At 56.0% G+C, this 16784-nt stretch carries 15 protein-coding genes and 1 pseudogene; 13 read left to right on the forward strand and 3 right to left on the reverse strand.

Annotated elements, in window-relative coordinates:
- Positions 1-77: 77 nt before the first annotated feature.
- Positions 78-1400, forward strand: a complete 1323-nt coding sequence (locus FY206_RS03975; protein WP_032644016.1) for an MFS transporter — start codon at positions 78-80, stop codon at positions 1398-1400.
- On the opposite strand, the gene satP is transcribed toward FY206_RS03975, so the two are convergent.
- Entirely contained in the window at positions 1377-1943 is a 567-nt protein-coding gene (gene satP / locus FY206_RS03980) for an acetate uptake transporter (RefSeq protein ID WP_032644017.1), read from the reverse strand. The genes FY206_RS03975 and satP overlap by 24 nt on opposite strands.
- A gap of 296 nt (positions 1944-2239) precedes the next feature.
- Between satP and dnaK the strand changes: the two genes are divergently transcribed.
- The 4 genes from dnaK to nhaR all read left to right on the forward strand — a co-directional run bounded on the left by dnaK (position 2240) and on the right by nhaR (position 7692).
- Positions 2240-4153, forward strand: a complete 1914-nt coding sequence (gene dnaK / locus FY206_RS03985) for a molecular chaperone DnaK (RefSeq protein WP_023310346.1) — start codon at positions 2240-2242, stop codon at positions 4151-4153.
- Positions 4154-4240: 87 nt separating this feature from the next.
- Complete coding sequence (gene dnaJ, locus FY206_RS03990; RefSeq protein ID WP_023310347.1) at positions 4241-5386, forward strand: molecular chaperone DnaJ; 1146 nt, start codon at positions 4241-4243, stop codon at positions 5384-5386.
- A gap of 172 nt (positions 5387-5558) precedes the next feature.
- Positions 5559-6734: a Na+/H+ antiporter NhaA gene (nhaA, locus tag FY206_RS03995; RefSeq protein WP_032644019.1), complete on the forward strand. Its 1176-nt coding sequence runs from the start codon at positions 5559-5561 to the stop codon at positions 6732-6734.
- A gap of 58 nt (positions 6735-6792) precedes the next feature.
- A complete protein-coding gene (nhaR, locus tag FY206_RS04000; RefSeq protein WP_032644020.1) occupies positions 6793-7692 on the forward strand; it encodes a transcriptional activator NhaR in 900 nt (299 codons plus the stop codon).
- A 57-nt stretch (positions 7693-7749) separates the two neighbouring features.
- Here the strand turns inward: nhaR and rpsT are convergent, their stop codons facing one another.
- Entirely contained in the window at positions 7750-8013 is a 264-nt protein-coding gene (rpsT, locus tag FY206_RS04005) for a 30S ribosomal protein S20 (RefSeq protein ID WP_003856458.1), read from the reverse strand.
- Positions 8014-8114: 101 nt separating this feature from the next.
- On the opposite strand from rpsT, the pseudogene FY206_RS25515 reads away from it, so the two are divergent.
- The 7 genes and pseudogenes from FY206_RS25515 to dapB all read left to right on the forward strand — a co-directional run bounded on the left by FY206_RS25515 (position 8115) and on the right by dapB (position 15177).
- A pseudogene (locus FY206_RS25515) lies at positions 8115-8333 on the forward strand (DUF2575 domain-containing protein).
- A gap of 7 nt (positions 8334-8340) precedes the next feature.
- The gene (gene ribF, locus FY206_RS04015; protein ID WP_032644021.1) at positions 8341-9267 is read left to right on the forward strand and encodes a bifunctional riboflavin kinase/FAD synthetase; all 927 of its coding nucleotides are present in this window, start codon (positions 8341-8343) and stop codon (positions 9265-9267) included.
- A gap of 45 nt (positions 9268-9312) precedes the next feature.
- Complete coding sequence (gene ileS / locus FY206_RS04020; RefSeq protein ID WP_032644022.1) at positions 9313-12129, forward strand: isoleucine--tRNA ligase; 2817 nt, start codon at positions 9313-9315, stop codon at positions 12127-12129.
- Positions 12129-12629 (forward strand): signal peptidase II, encoded by a 501-nt coding sequence (gene lspA / locus FY206_RS04025; RefSeq protein WP_032644023.1) that lies wholly within the window; start codon positions 12129-12131, stop codon positions 12627-12629. Before ileS ends, lspA begins: the two co-directional genes overlap by 1 nt.
- A gap of 118 nt (positions 12630-12747) precedes the next feature.
- The gene (fkpB, locus tag FY206_RS04030; RefSeq protein ID WP_003856450.1) at positions 12748-13197 is read left to right on the forward strand and encodes an FKBP-type peptidyl-prolyl cis-trans isomerase; all 450 of its coding nucleotides are present in this window, start codon (positions 12748-12750) and stop codon (positions 13195-13197) included.
- Between the two features lies 1 nt (position 13198).
- The gene (ispH, locus tag FY206_RS04035; RefSeq protein ID WP_032644024.1) at positions 13199-14149 is read left to right on the forward strand and encodes a 4-hydroxy-3-methylbut-2-enyl diphosphate reductase; all 951 of its coding nucleotides are present in this window, start codon (positions 13199-13201) and stop codon (positions 14147-14149) included.
- 206 nt (positions 14150-14355) lie between these two features.
- Positions 14356-15177 (forward strand): 4-hydroxy-tetrahydrodipicolinate reductase, encoded by an 822-nt coding sequence (dapB, locus tag FY206_RS04040; protein ID WP_032644025.1) that lies wholly within the window; start codon positions 14356-14358, stop codon positions 15175-15177.
- 114 nt (positions 15178-15291) lie between these two features.
- On the opposite strand, the gene FY206_RS25260 is transcribed toward dapB, so the two are convergent.
- Positions 15292-15450, reverse strand: a complete 159-nt coding sequence (locus tag FY206_RS25260; protein ID WP_154231974.1) for a hypothetical protein — start codon at positions 15448-15450, stop codon at positions 15292-15294.
- 181 nt (positions 15451-15631) lie between these two features.
- Between FY206_RS25260 and carA the strand changes: the two genes are divergently transcribed.
- Entirely contained in the window at positions 15632-16780 is a 1149-nt protein-coding gene (carA, locus tag FY206_RS04045) for a glutamine-hydrolyzing carbamoyl-phosphate synthase small subunit (protein WP_032644026.1), read from the forward strand.
- Positions 16781-16784: the final 4 nt, after the last annotated feature.

Consider the following 16784-nt stretch of genomic DNA (forward strand, 5'->3'; position numbering starts at 1 on the left):
ACGCTTTTACGGTATAGTAATTTTTTCTTTACGATTACTGTAAAAATAAATCCACAATAAACGCATAATGGTTCGCTATGTCACATAACACCCGACCTCTGAATCGTCAGGACTACAAAACCCTTACGCTCGCGGCCCTGGGCGGCGCGCTGGAGTTTTACGACTTTATCATCTTCGTCTTCTTCGCCGCCGTGGTGGGGGAGCTCTTCTTCCCGGCGGATATCCCGGAGTGGCTGCGTCAGGTGCAAACCTTCGGCATTTTTGCTGCCGGGTATCTGGCGCGTCCGCTGGGCGGCATCATCATGGCCCACTTTGGCGATCTGGTCGGGCGTAAGAAGATGTTTACCCTCAGTATCCTGCTGATGGCCGTGCCGACGCTGGCCATTGGTCTGCTGCCCACCTATGCCTCAATGGGCATTCTCGCGCCGCTGCTGCTGTTGCTGATGCGCGTCCTGCAGGGGGCGGCGATTGGCGGTGAAGTGCCGGGCGCGTGGGTGTTTGTCGCGGAGCATGTTCCGGCGCGCCGCATTGGTATCGCCTGCGGAACCTTAACCGCGGGGCTGACCGTCGGGATCCTGCTCGGTTCGGTGGTCGCAACGATTGTGAACACCAGCATGACGCAGCAGGCCGTACACGACTGGGGCTGGCGGATCCCGTTCCTGCTGGGCGGGGCGTTTGGTCTGGTCGCGATGTACCTGCGCCGCTGGCTGCAGGAGACGCCGATTTTCCTTGAGATGCAGCAGCGCAAGGCGCTGGCGCAGGAGCTGCCGGTGAAGGCGGTGGTGGTGCGCCATAAAAAAGCGGTGGTGGTGTCGATGCTGCTCACCTGGCTACTCTCGGCGGGCATCGTGGTGGTGATATTGATGTCCCCGGTATGGCTGCAAAAGCAGTACGGTTTCGCCCCTGCCGTGACGCTACAGGCGAACAGCATTGCGACAATCATGCTCTGCTTTGGCTGTCTGGCCGCCGGGCTGGCGGCGGATCGTTTCGGTGCCAGCGTCACCTTTATTGTCGGCAGCCTGCTGCTGGCCGCATCAAGCTGGGCGTTTTACCATCTTGCAGGCAGCCATCCTGAACAGCTGTTCCTGCTGTACGGCACGGTGGGGCTGTGCGTGGGCGTAGTGGGTGCTGTGCCTTACGTCATGGTGCGAGCTTTCCCGCCCGAGGTACGCTTCACCGGGATCTCATTTTCCTACAACGTGTCGTATGCCATTTTCGGTGGGCTGACGCCGATTGCGGTGACGGTGCTGATGGGCGTGTCTCCCATGGCGCCGGCCTGGTACGTGCTGGCGCTCTCGCTGTTGGGGCTGGGATTAGGAGTTTGGTTGGGGCAGATGCGGGGATGTCGTGCCCGCGAGGCGGACACGACAGAGGGATCAGTGTTTTTCACCAATCGGTAAAACGGTGCGCTCAAACTGCTCGTTCAGCACTTCACCCATTGCGAGGTAGATAGCGCTCGCGCCGCACACCAGACCAATCCAGCCTGCTACGTGAACGATGCCTTCGTTATCCACAAGGTGACCGATCGCCAGGAGGGCGAACAGTACGGTCAGGCTCAGGAAAACGAACTGCAGCATGCGGTTACCTTTCAGGGTGCCGAAGAACATGAACAGGGTGAAGACGCCCCACAGGCCCAGGTAAACGCCCAGGAAGTGGGCGTTTGCCGCGTCTGCCATGCCCATTTTAGGCAGCAGCAGAATGGCAACCAGGGTCAGCCAGAAAGAACCGTAAGAGGTGAAGGCGGTTAAGCCGAAGGTGTTGCCTTTCTTATATTCCAGCAGGCCCGCGAAGATTTGCGCGATACCGCCGTAAAAAATGCCCATCGCCAGGATGATGCCATCCATCGGGAACATCCCGATATTGTGCAGGTTCAGCAGGATAGTGGTCATGCCAAAACCCATCAGGCCCAGCGGAGCCGGATTAGCCAACTTAGTGTTGCCCATAAGTCCTCAAAAAAATCATCATTAATATGGTGAAATGGTTAAACCCGCGTCAGTTCTCCCTGACGGGGCGCGGCATCATAATGGGCGCAATTGATGGCGTCTATGATCTCATCAGGGTGAAATTAAAATTTTTTTTATGCTTCCCCCTTGATGGATGCCGCCGCGACCCCATCTTGTAGTCAACCGCAGTGTGTGGACCTGAAAAAAATCAAATCTGGGCAGTTGAAAAAGCACGTTCTGCCCTTATTACAGGTACACAACCACATGTTGACTGAATTTTTAGTGGAGACGTTTAGATGGGTAAAATTATTGGTATCGACCTGGGTACGACCAACTCTTGTGTAGCGATTATGGATGGCACTACTGCACGCGTGCTGGAGAACGCCGAGGGCGATCGCACCACGCCTTCTATCATTGCTTATACCCAGGATGGTGAAACTCTGGTTGGTCAGCCGGCTAAACGTCAGGCAGTGACAAACCCGCAAAACACCCTGTTTGCGATTAAACGCCTGATCGGTCGCCGCTTCCAGGACGAAGAAGTTCAGCGTGACGTTTCTATCATGCCTTACAAAATCATCGCGGCAGATAACGGCGATGCATGGCTTGATGTGAAAGGCACCAAAACTGCACCACCGCAGATCTCTGCTGAAGTGCTGAAAAAAATGAAGAAAACCGCTGAAGATTACCTGGGTGAGCCGGTAACTGAGGCTGTTATCACCGTTCCTGCATACTTCAACGATGCTCAGCGTCAGGCAACCAAAGATGCTGGCCGTATTGCAGGTCTGGAAGTGAAACGTATCATCAACGAACCAACCGCAGCTGCGCTGGCTTACGGTCTGGATAAAGAAGTCGGCAACCGTACTATCGCGGTTTACGACCTCGGTGGTGGTACCTTCGATATCTCTATTATCGAAATCGACGAAGTTGACGGCGAAAAAACCTTCGAAGTTCTGGCAACCAACGGTGATACCCACCTGGGTGGTGAAGACTTCGATACCCGTCTGATCAACTACCTCGTTGACGAGTTCAAGAAAGATCAGGGCATTGACCTGCGTAACGACCCGCTGGCCATGCAGCGCCTGAAAGAAGCCGCTGAGAAAGCGAAGATCGAGCTGTCTTCCGCTCAGCAGACCGACGTGAACCTGCCGTACATCACCGCAGACGCGACCGGTCCTAAACACATGAACATCAAAGTGACCCGTGCGAAACTGGAAAGCCTGGTCGAAGACCTGGTGAACCGTTCTATCGAGCCGCTGAAAGTTGCTCTGCAGGACGCTGGCCTGTCCGTATCCGATATCCAGGACGTTATCCTGGTCGGTGGTCAGACCCGTATGCCAATGGTTCAGAAGAAAGTGGCTGAGTTCTTTGGTAAAGAGCCACGTAAAGACGTTAACCCGGACGAAGCGGTGGCAATCGGTGCTGCGGTTCAGGGTGGCGTACTGACCGGTGAAGTGAAAGACGTACTGCTGCTGGACGTTACCCCGCTGTCTCTGGGTATCGAAACCATGGGCGGTGTGATGACTGCGCTCATCAACAAAAACACCACCATCCCAACGAAGCACAGCCAGGTGTTCTCTACCGCTGAAGACAACCAGTCTGCGGTAACCATCCATGTGATTCAGGGTGAGCGTAAGCGTGCGGCGGATAACAAATCTCTGGGTCAGTTCAACCTGGACGGTATTAACCCGGCACCGCGCGGCATGCCGCAGATCGAAGTCACCTTCGACATCGATGCTGACGGTATCCTGCACGTGTCTGCGAAAGATAAAAACAGCGGTAAAGAGCAGAAGATCACCATCAAGGCATCTTCTGGCCTGAACGAAGCGGAAATCGAAAAAATGGTTCGCGATGCCGAAGCTAACGCGGAATCCGACCGTAAGTTCGAAGAGCTGGTTCAGACCCGTAACCAGGGCGACCATCTGCTGCACAGCACCCGTAAGCAGGTTGAAGAAGCCGGCGATAAGCTGCCAGCGGAAGACAAAACTGCAATCGAAGCTGCACTGAGCGCGCTGGAATCCTCACTGAAAGGTGAAGATAAAGCGGACATCGAAGCGAAGATGCAGGAGCTGGCACAGGCTTCCCAGAAGCTGATGGAAATCGCTCAGCAGCAGCACGCTCAGCAGCAGGCGGGCGCTGACGCTTCGGCGAACAACGCGAAAGACGACGACGTTGTCGACGCTGAGTTCGAAGAAGTTAAAGATAAAAAATAATCGCCCTGATGCAGGGTAATTAATCGGCACGGGCGTAGGAGAACTCTCCACGCCCGTGCTCGCATGTTAAGGGGCTTAAAAAAACCAATGGCAAAGCAAGACTATTACGAGATTTTAGGCGTTCCGAAAACTGCGGAAGAGCGTGAAATCAAAAAGGCGTATAAGCGCCTGGCCATGAAATTCCACCCGGACCGTAATCAGGGTGACAAAGAGGCTGAAGCCAAATTTAAAGAGATCAAAGAAGCCTACGAAGTCCTGACCGATGCACAAAAGCGTGCGGCCTATGACCAGTACGGTCACGCGGCCTTTGAACAGGGCGGCATGGGCGGCGGTGGATTCGGTGGCGGCGGCTTCGGCGGCGGCGCTGACTTCAGCGATATCTTTGGCGATGTATTTGGCGACATCTTCGGCGGCGGCCGTGGCCGTCAGCGCGCGGCGCGCGGCGCGGACCTGCGCTACAACATGGAGCTGACGCTGGAAGAGGCCGTTCGCGGCGTCACCAAAGAGATCCGTATCCCGACGCTGGAAGAGTGTGACGTTTGCCACGGCAGCGGCGCGAAAGCGGGTACGCAGCCTCAGACCTGTCCAACCTGCCACGGTTCGGGCCAGGTACAGATGCGTCAGGGCTTCTTTGCGGTACAGCAGGCCTGTCCACACTGTCACGGACGCGGTACGCTGATTAAAGATCCGTGCACCAAATGCCACGGCCACGGTCGCGTTGAGAAAACCAAGACTCTGTCCGTTAAAATCCCGGCAGGCGTCGATACGGGCGACCGCATCCGTCTGGCGGGTGAGGGCGAAGCAGGGGAGCACGGCGCACCGGCTGGCGACCTGTACGTTCAGGTGCAGGTGAAACAGCACGCTATCTTCGAGCGCGAAGGGAACAACCTGTACTGTGAAGTGCCGATCAACTTCGCGATGGCGGCACTGGGCGGCGAAATCGAAGTCCCGACGCTGGACGGTCGCGTGAACCTGAAAGTGCCAGGCGAAACCCAGACCGGCAAGCTGTTCCGCATGCGCGGGAAAGGCGTTAAATCCGTTCGCGGCGGTGCGCAGGGCGACCTGCTGTGCCGCGTCGTGGTTGAAACCCCGGTTGGCCTGAACGACAAGCAGAAGCAGCTGCTGAAAGAGCTGCAGGAGAGCTTTGGCGGCCCGACGGGTGAGAAAAACAGCCCGCGCTCCAAAAGCTTCTTCGATGGCGTCAAAAAATTCTTCGATGATTTGACCCGTTAATCTGTTCGCAGGTTTTTATTCGCCAAGGCCCGGAAGCAATTCCGGGCCTTTTCTATTTATGGGTATTGCTCGGTAAAACTGAATCTATACTCAATATTAATCTGTTTTTGCCGAGTTATATGGCTTGGTATTATGGTTTTATCGAGGTATTGTTGTAACAGAGAGAATCAAAGTGAAATTACTACACCGTTTTTTTAGCAGTGAGGCGTCCGGCGGCGCGATCCTGATTATTGCCGCTGCGGCCGCGATGGTGCTGGCTAACCTTGGCAGTACGCAGGGGATCTACCATGCATTTCTGGAAACGCCCGTTGAGCTGAAGGTCGGGGCGCTTGAAATTAACAAGAACATGCTGCTGTGGATCAACGATGCGCTGATGGCGGTGTTCTTCCTGCTCGTCGGGCTTGAGGTTAAGCGCGAGCTGGTGCTGGGCTCGCTTGCCAGCCGCCAGCGCGCGGCGTTTCCGGTGATTGCCGCGCTTGGGGGCATGGTGGTGCCGGCGCTGCTCTTCCTGGCGTTCACCTGGCAGGATCCGATCGCCCGTCACGGCTGGGCGATCCCGGCGGCGACGGATATCGCCTTTGCGCTCGGGGTGTTGGCACTACTGGGAAGCCGCGTGCCGGTGGCCCTGAAAATCTTCCTGATGGCGCTGGCGATCATCGATGACCTGGGCGCCATTGTGATTATCGCGCTGTTCTACACCAGCGATCTGTCGATCCTGTCCCTGAGCGTGGCCGCCGGGGCGATTGCGGTGCTGGTGCTGCTGAACATCTTCAACGTTCGCCGCATCGGTATCTATATCCTGGTGGGGATGGTGCTGTGGACGGCGGTGCTGAAATCGGGCGTCCACGCAACGCTCGCCGGCGTGATCGTCGGCTTCTTCGTGCCGCTTAAGCCGCAGGACGGCAAGTCGCCCGCTAAACAGCTGGAGCATGTGCTGCACCCGTGGGTCGCCTTTATGATCCTGCCGCTGTTTGCGTTTGCCAACGCGGGCGTTTCCCTCGGCGGCGTGACGCTGGACGGGCTGACGTCCGTGCTGCCGCTGGGCATTATCGCCGGGCTGTTTATCGGCAAGCCGCTGGGGATTAGCCTCTTCTGCTGGCTGGCAACGAAGCTGAAGCTGGCGTCATTGCCGCACGGCACCACCTTTAAGCAGATTATGGCCGTCGGCGTGCTGTGCGGTATTGGGTTTACGATGTCGATCTTTATCTCGACGCTGGCGTTTGGCGCACATGCACCTGAGCTTATCGTCTGGGCTAAACTCGGCATTCTCATTGGCTCAGTGCTGGCTGCGGTAATCGGCTACACCTTGTTGAAGACGAAACTGTCCGGACAGGCCGTCCAGGCATAACGGAACTCCGGGAGGAGGCGCTCCTCCTCCCGATACAGACTCAGGGAGAGAAGACGCGATGTCTCATTTGAATTACAACCATCTGTACTACTTCTGGCACGTCTATAAACAGGGCTCGGTGGTGGGGGCGGCAGAGGCGCTTTACCTGACGCCGCAAACCATTACCGGCCAAATCAAGGCGCTGGAAGAACGCCTGCAGGGCAAGCTCTTCAAGCGTAAGGGGCGTGGGATTGAACCAACCGAACTCGGGGAACTGGTTTTTCGCTACGCGGACAAGATGTTCACGCTGAGTCAGGAGATGCTCGACATCGTCAACTACCGCAAAGAGTCTAACCTGCTCTTTGACGTCGGCGTGGCGGATGCGCTGTCGAAACGGCTGGTCAGCGGCGTGCTGGATGCGGCGGTAGTGGAAGATGAACAAATCCACCTGCGCTGCTTTGAATCTACCCATGAGATGCTGCTGGAACAGCTAAGCCAGCACAAGCTGGACATGATTATCTCGGACTGCCCCATCGATTCCACCCAGCAGGAAGGGCTGTTCTCGGTGAAGATTGGCGAATGCGGGGTCAGCTTCTGGTGTATTAACCCGCCGCCTGAGAAGCCGTTCCCTGCGTGCCTTGAAGAGCGCCGTCTGCTGGTGCCGGGAAGACGCTCCATGCTCGGACGCAAGCTGCTGAACTGGTTTAACTCCCAGGGGCTAAAGGTAGAAATCCTCGGTGAGTTCGACGATGCGGCGCTGATGAAAGCCTTTGGCGAAGCGCATAATGCGATCTTCGTTGCGCCGACGCTGTACGCGCACGATCTCTATTCGGACGACAGGATTACGGAGATAGGCCGAGTGGATAACGTGATGGAGGAGTACCACGCCATATTTGCCGAACGGATGATTCAGCACCCGGCGGTGCAGCGAATCTGTAACCGTGACTACTCGGCGCTGTTTACGCCACCGGCAATCTGAAGGCATAAAAAAACCCGCGTTAAGCGGGTTCTTTAAACAAGCAACAACAAATAGCGATTAAGCCAGTTTGTTGATCTGCGCGGTCAGGTTTGCTTTATGACGCGCTGCTTTGTTTTTGTGGATCAGACCTTTAGCAGCCTGACGATCCACGATTGGTTGCATTTCGTTAAATGCGTTCTGCGCTGCAGCTTTGTCGCCTGCTTCGATTGCTGCGTATACTTTCTTGATGAAAGTACGCATCATAGAGCGACGGCTTGCGTTGTGCTTACGAGCCTTTTCAGACTGAACGGCACGTTTCTTAGCTGATTTGATATTAGCCAAGTCCAACTCCCAAATATGTTCTATGTGGACAATTCAAAGGCCGAGGAATATGCCCTCTTTGCCTTCTTTTGTCAATGGATTTGTGCAAATAAGCGCCGTTAATGAGCGACGCTACGTTACGTAGTGATGGCGCAGGATTCTACCAGCTTGTCTTTCGTGAATACAGCCTTTCGGCATAAAAATCGCAGTTCACGAGCAGATTTTTTCGCTGCGAAAGGTCAGCCTGATGAAATCATTACGGCTTTCTCTTTTGCGCGAACAATCGCCGGTTAACCTTAACCGCTGTACAAGGTATACTTTGGCGATTTTCACTGTTTTGAGCCAGACATGAAGCTGATACGCGGCATACATAATCTCAGCAGCGCACCGCACGGGTGCGTGCTGACCATTGGTAATTTCGACGGCGTGCATCGTGGTCATCAGGCGCTGTTGCAGGGATTGCGTAAAGAAGGGGAGGCTCGTGGTCTGCCCGTTGTAGTGATGATTTTCGAACCGCAGCCGCTGGAGCTGTTCGCGGGCGATAAATCTCCCGCCCGTCTTACACGCCTGCGCGAGAAATTGCGCTATCTGGCAGAGTCCGGGGTGGACTATGTATTGTGCGTACGGTTCGATCGTCGCTTTGCCGCGCTGACAGCACAAAATTTCGTCAGCGACCTGCTGGTTAAGCGTCTTGGCGTGCAGTTTCTTGCCGTGGGCGATGATTTCCGCTTTGGCGCTGGTCGTCAGGGCGATTTCTTGCTATTACAGAAGGCTGGTCTGGAGTACGGATTTGACGTCACCAGCGCGATGACCTTCTGCGAAGGCGGCGTGCGCGTCAGCAGCACGGCGGTTCGTCGGGCACTGGCCGATGACGAACTGGATACGGCGGAAACCCTGCTGGGGCATCCGTTCACTATCTCTGGCCGCGTGGTCCATGGCGATGCGCTGGGCCGCACGATAGGCTTCCCGACGGCGAATATACCGCTGCGCCGTCAGGTTTCCCCGGTTAAAGGGGTTTATGCGGTGGAAGTGGCTGGACTGGGCGATAAACCGTTTTACGGCGTCGCCAACATTGGCACGCGTCCGACCGTCGCCGGTGTGCGTCAACAGTTAGAAGTGCACCTGCTGGACGTTGTAATGGACCTGTATGGTCGCCATATAGATGTGATACTGCGTAAAAAAATACGCAACGAGCAGCGATTTGGTTCGCTGGATGAACTGAAAGCGCAAATTGCGCGAGATGAATTGACGGCCCGCGAGTTTTTTGGGCTTTGAACCCGGCTTAACTGCCTACGTGATAAATACGGAACCGAGAATCTGATGAGTGACTATAAATCAACCCTGAATTTGCCGGAAACAGGGTTCCCGATGCGCGGCGATCTCGCCAAGCGCGAACCGGGAATGCTGGCGCGTTGGACCGATGATGACCTGTACGGCATCATTCGTGCAGCCAAAAAAGGCAAAAAAACCTTCATTCTGCATGATGGCCCTCCATATGCGAATGGCAGCATTCATATTGGTCACTCGGTTAACAAGATTCTGAAAGACATTATCGTGAAGTCCAAAGGCCTCACGGGATATGACTCGCCTTACGTTCCGGGCTGGGACTGCCACGGTCTGCCTATCGAGCTGAAAGTGGAGCAAGAGTTCGGCAAGCCGGGTGAAAAGTTCACCGCCGCTGAGTTCCGTGCGAAGTGCCGCGAATACGCCGCGACGCAGGTTGACGGTCAGCGCGCTGACTTCATTCGTCTGGGCGTGCTGGGCGACTGGTCGCACCCGTACCTGACCATGGACTTCAAAACCGAAGCCAACATCATCCGTGCGCTGGGTAAAATCATCGGTAACGGCCACCTGCATAAAGGCGCGAAGCCAGTGCACTGGTGCGTGGACTGCCGCTCTGCGCTGGCGGAAGCGGAAGTCGAGTATTACGACAAAACCTCTCCTTCTATCGACGTGGCCTTCCACGCGGTGGATCAGGATGCGGTGAAAGCCAAGTTTGGCGTGTCGTCCGTTAATGGCCCAATCTCGCTGGTGATCTGGACCACTACGCCGTGGACCCTGCCAGCTAACCGCGCGATCTCCCTGTCCGGTGAGTTTGAATATGCGCTGGTGCAGGTTGACGGTCAGGCGCTGATTCTGGCAAAAGATCTGGTTGAAAGCGTGCTGAAGCGCGCGCATATCGCCGACTACACCGTGCTGGGCACCGTGAAAGGTGACGCGCTGGAGCTGATGCGCTTCAAGCACCCGTTCCTGGACTTCGACGTTCCGGCGATCCTGGGCGACCACGTGACGCTGGAAGCGGGTACCGGTGCGGTACATACCGCCGGTGGCCACGGTCCTGACGACTACAACATCAGCCTGAAGTACGGTCTGGAAATCGCTAACCCGGTTGGTCCGGACGGCTCGTATCTGCCCGGCACCTACCCGGCGCTGGACGGCATCAACGTCTTCAAAGCGAACGACATCATCGTCGACATGCTGCGCACCAGCGGCGCGCTGCTGCACGTTGAAAAAATGCAGCACAGCTATCCGTGCTGCTGGCGTCATAAGACCCCAATCATTTTCCGTGCGACCCCGCAGTGGTTCGTCAGCATGGATCAGAAAGGCCTGCGCGAGCAGTCTCTGAAAGAGATCAAAGGCGTGCAGTGGATCCCGGACTGGGGCCAGGCGCGTATCGAATCCATGGTGGCTAACCGTCCTGACTGGTGTATCTCCCGTCAGCGTACCTGGGGCGTGCCAATGTCTCTGTTCGTGCATAAAGAGACGCAGGAGCTGCACCCGAACACCCTGGAACTGATGGAAGAAGTGGCGAAGCGCGTCGAAGTTGACGGCATTCAGGCGTGGTGGGATCTCGACGCCCGCGACATTCTGGGCGCTGACGCAGACAGCTACGAGAAAGTCCCTGATACCCTGGACGTGTGGTTCGACTCCGGGTCTACCCACTCCTCCGTGGTTGACGTGCGTCCGGAGTTTGCCGGTCACGCTGCCGATATGTATCTGGAAGGGTCTGACCAACACCGCGGCTGGTTCATGTCATCGCTGATGATCTCCACCGCCATGAAGGGTAAAGCGCCTTACCGTCAGGTTCTGACTCACGGCTTCACCGTGGATGGTCAGGGTCGTAAGATGTCCAAATCTATCGGTAACACCGTTTCTCCGCAGGACGTGATGAACAAGCTGGGCGCAGACATTCTGCGTCTGTGGGTGGCATCCACCGACTATACCGGCGAAATGGCGGTGTCTGACGAGATCCTGAAGCGCGCTGCCGACAGCTATCGTCGTATCCGTAACACCGCGCGCTTCCTGCTGGCGAACCTGAACGGGTTCGATCCGGCAAAAGACATGGTGAAACCGGAAGAGATGGTCGTTCTGGATCGCTGGGCGGTAGGCTGCGCGAAAGCGGCGCAGGACGATATCCTGAAAGCCTATGAGTCTTACGACTTCCACGAAGTGGTGCAGCGCCTGATGCGCTTCTGCTCCATCGAGATGGGCTCGTTCTACCTCGACATCATCAAAGACCGCCAGTACACCGCGAAGGCGGACAGCGTGGCGCGTCGCAGCTGCCAGACCGCGCTGTTCCACATCGCAGAAGCGCTGGTACGCTGGATGGCGCCGATCATGTCCTTCACCGCGGATGAGATCTGGGGCTACCTGCCGGGCGACCGCGAGAAGTATGTCTTCACGGGCGAGTGGTACGAGGGTCTGTTCGATCTCTCCAGCACCGAAGCGATGAACGATGCCTTCTGGGACGAGCTGCTGAAAGTGCGTGGCGAAGTGAACAAGGTTATCGAGCAGGCGCGTGCAGACAAGAAGGTCGGTGGCTCTCTGGAAGCGGCAGTGACCCTTTACGCCGAACCTGAGCTGGCGGCGAAGCTGACGGCGCTGGGCGATGAATTACGATTTGTCCTGTTGACCTCCGGTGCGAAAGTTGCGGATTATGCCGAGGCCTCTGCTGATGCTCAGCAGAGCGAACTGCTCAAAGGACTGAAAGTCGCGCTGAGCAAAGCCGACGGTGAGAAATGCCCGCGCTGCTGGCATTTCACGACCGACGTCGGCCAGGTGGCGGAACACGCAGACATCTGCGGACGCTGTGTAAGCAACGTCGCCGGTGACGGCGAAAAACGTAAGTTTGCCTGATGAGTAAAACTCTCTGTTCAACAGGACTGCGCTGGCTGTGGCTGGTTGTGGTGGTGCTGATTATCGATCTGGGCAGCAAGTTCCTGATCCTCCAGAATTTCGCTCTGGGGGAGACGGTTCCGCTGTTCCCGTCGCTTAACCTGCACTATGCGCGTAACTACGGCGCAGCGTTTAGTTTCCTTGCCGACAGCGGTGGCTGGCAGCGCTGGTTCTTCGCGGGTATCGCCATCGGTATCTGCGTGATCCTGGCCGTGCTGATGTACCGCTCGAAGGCCACGCAAAAGCTAAATAACATCGCCTACGCGCTGATCATTGGCGGTGCGCTGGGCAACCTGTTTGACCGCCTGTGGCACGGCTTTGTGGTCGATATGATCGACTTTTACGTCGGCGACTGGCACTTCGCGACCTTTAACCTCGCCGATAGCGCCATTTGCATCGGTGCGGCGTTAATCGTGCTGGAAGGCTTCTTGCCTAAACCGGCCGCGAAAGAGCAGGCGTAAGCATGAATGCCGGGTGGCGCTGCGCTTACCCGGCCTACAAAATTTGTGGCCTCCTGTATGCCCGGTAAGCAAAGCGCCACCGGGCAAACAGGCACCCCAAAACAAGCGAGCAATTTGCATGTCTAAATCCGTACAGAGCAACAGCGCGGTTCTCGTTCACTTCACGCTGAAGCTGGATGATGGCTCCACGGCTGAATCCACCCGCAATAACGGTAAACCGGCCCTGTTTCGTCTTGGCGATACCTCCCTGTCTGAAGGTCTTGAGCAGCAGCTTCTGGGTCTGAAAGAGGGTGAGAAAAAAGCCTTTTCGCTGGAGCCGGATGCCGCGTTTGGCGTGCCAAGCCCGGACCTGATCCAGTATTTCTCGCGCCGTGAATTCATGGACGCGGGTGAGCCGGAAATCGGGGCGATTATGCTCTTTACCGCTATGGACGGCAGCGAAATGCCTGGCGTGATCCGCGAAATTAACGGTGACTCCATTACCGTTGATTTCAACCATCCGCTTGCCGGGCGTACCGTTCATTTTGATGTTGAAGTGCTGGAAATCGATCCGGCACTGGAGGCCTGAAATGCAGATCCTGTTGGCTAACCCGCGCGGCTTCTGCGCCGGTGTAGACCGCGCTATCAGCATTGTTGAAAACGCGCTGGAGATCTACGGCGCGCCGATTTACGTGCGTCACGAAGTGGTGCACAACCGCTACGTGGTTGACAGCCTGCGCGAGCGCGGCGCTATCTTTATTGAGCAGATTAGCGAAGTGCCGGACGGTGCGATCCTGATCTTCTCCGCGCACGGCGTCTCGCAGGCGGTGCGTAACGAAGCGAAAAGCCGCGATCTGACCGTATTCGATGCCACCTGTCCGCTGGTGACTAAGGTGCATATGGAAGTGGCGCGCGCCAGCCGCCGTGGTGAAGAGTCGATTCTGATTGGTCACGCGGGTCACCCGGAAGTCGAAGGTACGATGGGCCAGTACAGCAACCCGGAAGGAGGCATGTACCTGGTGGAGTCGCCGGAAGATGTCCTGACGCTGAACGTCAAAAACGAAGCCCGTCTGTCGTTTATGACCCAGACAACGCTCTCCGTCGACGATACCTCTGACGTGATTGACGCCCTGCGTCAGCGCTTCCCGAAGATCGTCGGGCCGCGTAAAGACGATATCTGCTACGCCACCACCAACCGTCAGGAAGCGGTGCGCGCGCTGGCTGAACGGGCGGATGTGGTGCTGGTGGTCGGCTCTAAGAACTCCTCCAACTCCAACCGTCTGGCCGAACTGGCGCAGCGCATGGGTAAAGCGGCGTTTCTGATCGACGACGCGACGGATATTCAGGAAGCGTGGGTGAAAAGTGCGGCCTGCGTCGGCGTAACGGCCGGAGCTTCCGCGCCGGATATTCTGGTACAGAACGTCATTTCCCGTCTGCAGGAGCTGGGCGGTGGCGAAGCGGTGCCGCTGGAAGGACGCGAAGAGAACATCGTCTTTGAAGTGCCGAAAGAGCTGCGCATCGACGCCCGCGAAGTGGAATAACCCCTTATCTGATGAAAGGCCAGCATCTCATGTGCTGGCCTTTTTTTTTGCCCCGAACTTTATCGTGACGACAAAATCATGTCTTTTACTGATATTTAAGTCGGTTTCACGTTAAATTCTAATTATCGGTGTTTTCAGTTGGCAGCCTTTGCGAAGGCTGGTTAATCTGAAAACGATTTACATCATTTTAACGTAAGAGAATAACTATGCATGATGCACAGATCCGTGTCGCCATTGCGGGCGCGGGTGGACGTATGGGCCGTCAGCTGATTCAGGCGGCACTTCAGATGGATGGCGTGGCGCTTGGCGCGGCGCTGGAGCGTGAAGGCTCGTCGCTTCTGGGCACCGATGCCGGTGAGCTGGCGGGCGCAGGCCACACGGGCGTTACCGTACAAAGCAGCCTGGAGGCGGTTAAGGATGACTTCGATGTCTTCATCGATTTTACCCGCCCGGAAGGAACGCTCGCGCATCTGGCGTTATGTCGCCAGCACGGCAAGGGGATGGTGATCGGCACCACAGGTTTTGACGAAGCGGGTAAGCAGGCCATCCAGGATGCATCGAAAGAGATTGCGATTGTCTTCGCGGCAAACTTTAGCGTAGGCGTTAACGTCATGCTGAAGCTGCTGGAGAAGGCTGCGAAGGTGATGGGCAACTACACCGACATTGAGATTGTTGAAGCGCACCACCGTTACAAAGTCGATGCGCCATCAGGCACGGCGCTGGCGATGGGCGAAGCGATTGCTCATGCACTCGATAAAGACTTAAAGGACTGCGCGGTCTACACCCGCGAAGGTCACACCGGCGAACGCGTCCCGGGCACCATCGGTTTCGCAACCGTACGTGCGGGTGACATCGTCGGCGAACACACCGCGATGTTCGCCGATATTGGCGAACGCGTTGAAATTACGCATAAAGCGTCCAGCCGAATGACGTTTGCTAACGGTGCCGTACGTTCCGCTCTGTGGCTAAAAGAGAAGAAAAACGGTCTTTTTGATATGCGAGATGTGCTCGATCTCAACAATTTGTAAGCATTATTACCCATCGTGATGTGGTTATTGCAGTCGTAATTGTTTGATTGCATAGGGTAATATTTTATTGCCCTTTTATTTTATCTGTTTTATTAATTTTTTGATTTAAATGCATTAAAAGTAGATGTATTCCTCTTGATTTGCGTTGCTGAAATGTAAATTTTGACCATTTGGTCCACTTTTAGATACCGTGCCGCCTCTTTTTTTATTAAACCCGACGCGCAAGCGTTTTCCGCAGTGATTTACCTGATCTTTTTGTCGCTTAAGCTGCATTCCGCTCTCCAGGCCTGCAAAAGACTAAACAAAATATCCGTTTTAAGTTGACTTTTACCCACCAAATCTCCAGAATGCCGCCGTTTGCCAAAAATCCGCTGGCAACACATTTGCATTGATTCATGACATGGTTATGAATTAATATGCAAATAAAGTGAGTGAATATTCTCTGGAGGGTGTTTTGATTAAGTCAGCGCTATTGGTTCTGGAAGACGGAACCCAGTTTATCGGTCGGGCCATAGGGGCAACGGGTTCGGCGGTTGGGGAAGTCGTTTTCAATACTTCAATGACCGGTTATCAAGAAATCCTCACTGATCCTTCCTATTCTCGCCAAATCGTTACTCTTACTTATCCTCATATCGGCAATGTCGGCACCAATGCGGCTGACGAAGAGTCCTCTCAGGTACATGCGCAAGGCCTGGTCATTCGCGACCTGCCGCTGATTGCCAGCAACTTCCGCAGCACCGAAGACCTCTCTTCCTACCTGAAGCGCCATAACATCGTGGCGATTGCCGATATCGATACCCGTAAGTTAACGCGTCTGCTGCGCGAGAAGGGTGCACAAAACGGCTGCATCATCGCGGGTGATAACCTCGATGCGGCCCTGGCGCTGGAAAAAGCGAAAGCCTTCCCGGGCCTGAACGGCATGGACCTGGCGAAAGAAGTGACAACCGCTGAAGCCTACAGCTGGACGCAGGGTAGCTGGACGCTGGAAGGCGACCTGCCGGAAGCGAAACCAGAGAGCGAGCTGCCGTTCCACGTGGTGGCCTACGATTTTGGCGCCAAGCGCAACATCCTGCGCATGCTGGTTGACCGCGGCTGCCGCCTGACGATTGTGCCGGCGCAAACGTCCGCCGAAGACGTGCTGAAGATGAATCCGGACGGTATTTTCCTGTCCAACGGTCCTGGCGACCCGGCGCCGTGCGATTACGCCATCGCCGCCATCAAGTCCTTCCTGGAAACCGACATTCCGGTATTCGGCATCTGCCTCGGCCATCAGCTGCTGGCGCTGGCGAGCGGTGCAAACACCGTCAAGATGAAGTTCGGCCACCACGGTGGCAACCACCCGGTGAAAGACATTGATAACAACACGGTGATGATCACCGCGCAGAACCACGGCTTTGCCGTCGATGAAGCGTCAATGCCGGCTAACCTGCGCGTGACGCACAAATCGCTGTTCGATGGCACCCTGCAGGGTATCCACCGTACCGATAAGCCAGCGTTCAGCTTCCAGGGCCACCCGGAAGCCAGCCCGGGCCCGCACGACGCCGCGCCGCTGTTCGATCACTTCATCGAACTTATCGAGCAATACCGTAAGACCGCTAAATAATCAG

The organism is Enterobacter chengduensis (assembly GCF_001984825.2).
Classification (GTDB): domain Bacteria; phylum Pseudomonadota; class Gammaproteobacteria; order Enterobacterales; family Enterobacteriaceae; genus Enterobacter; species Enterobacter chengduensis.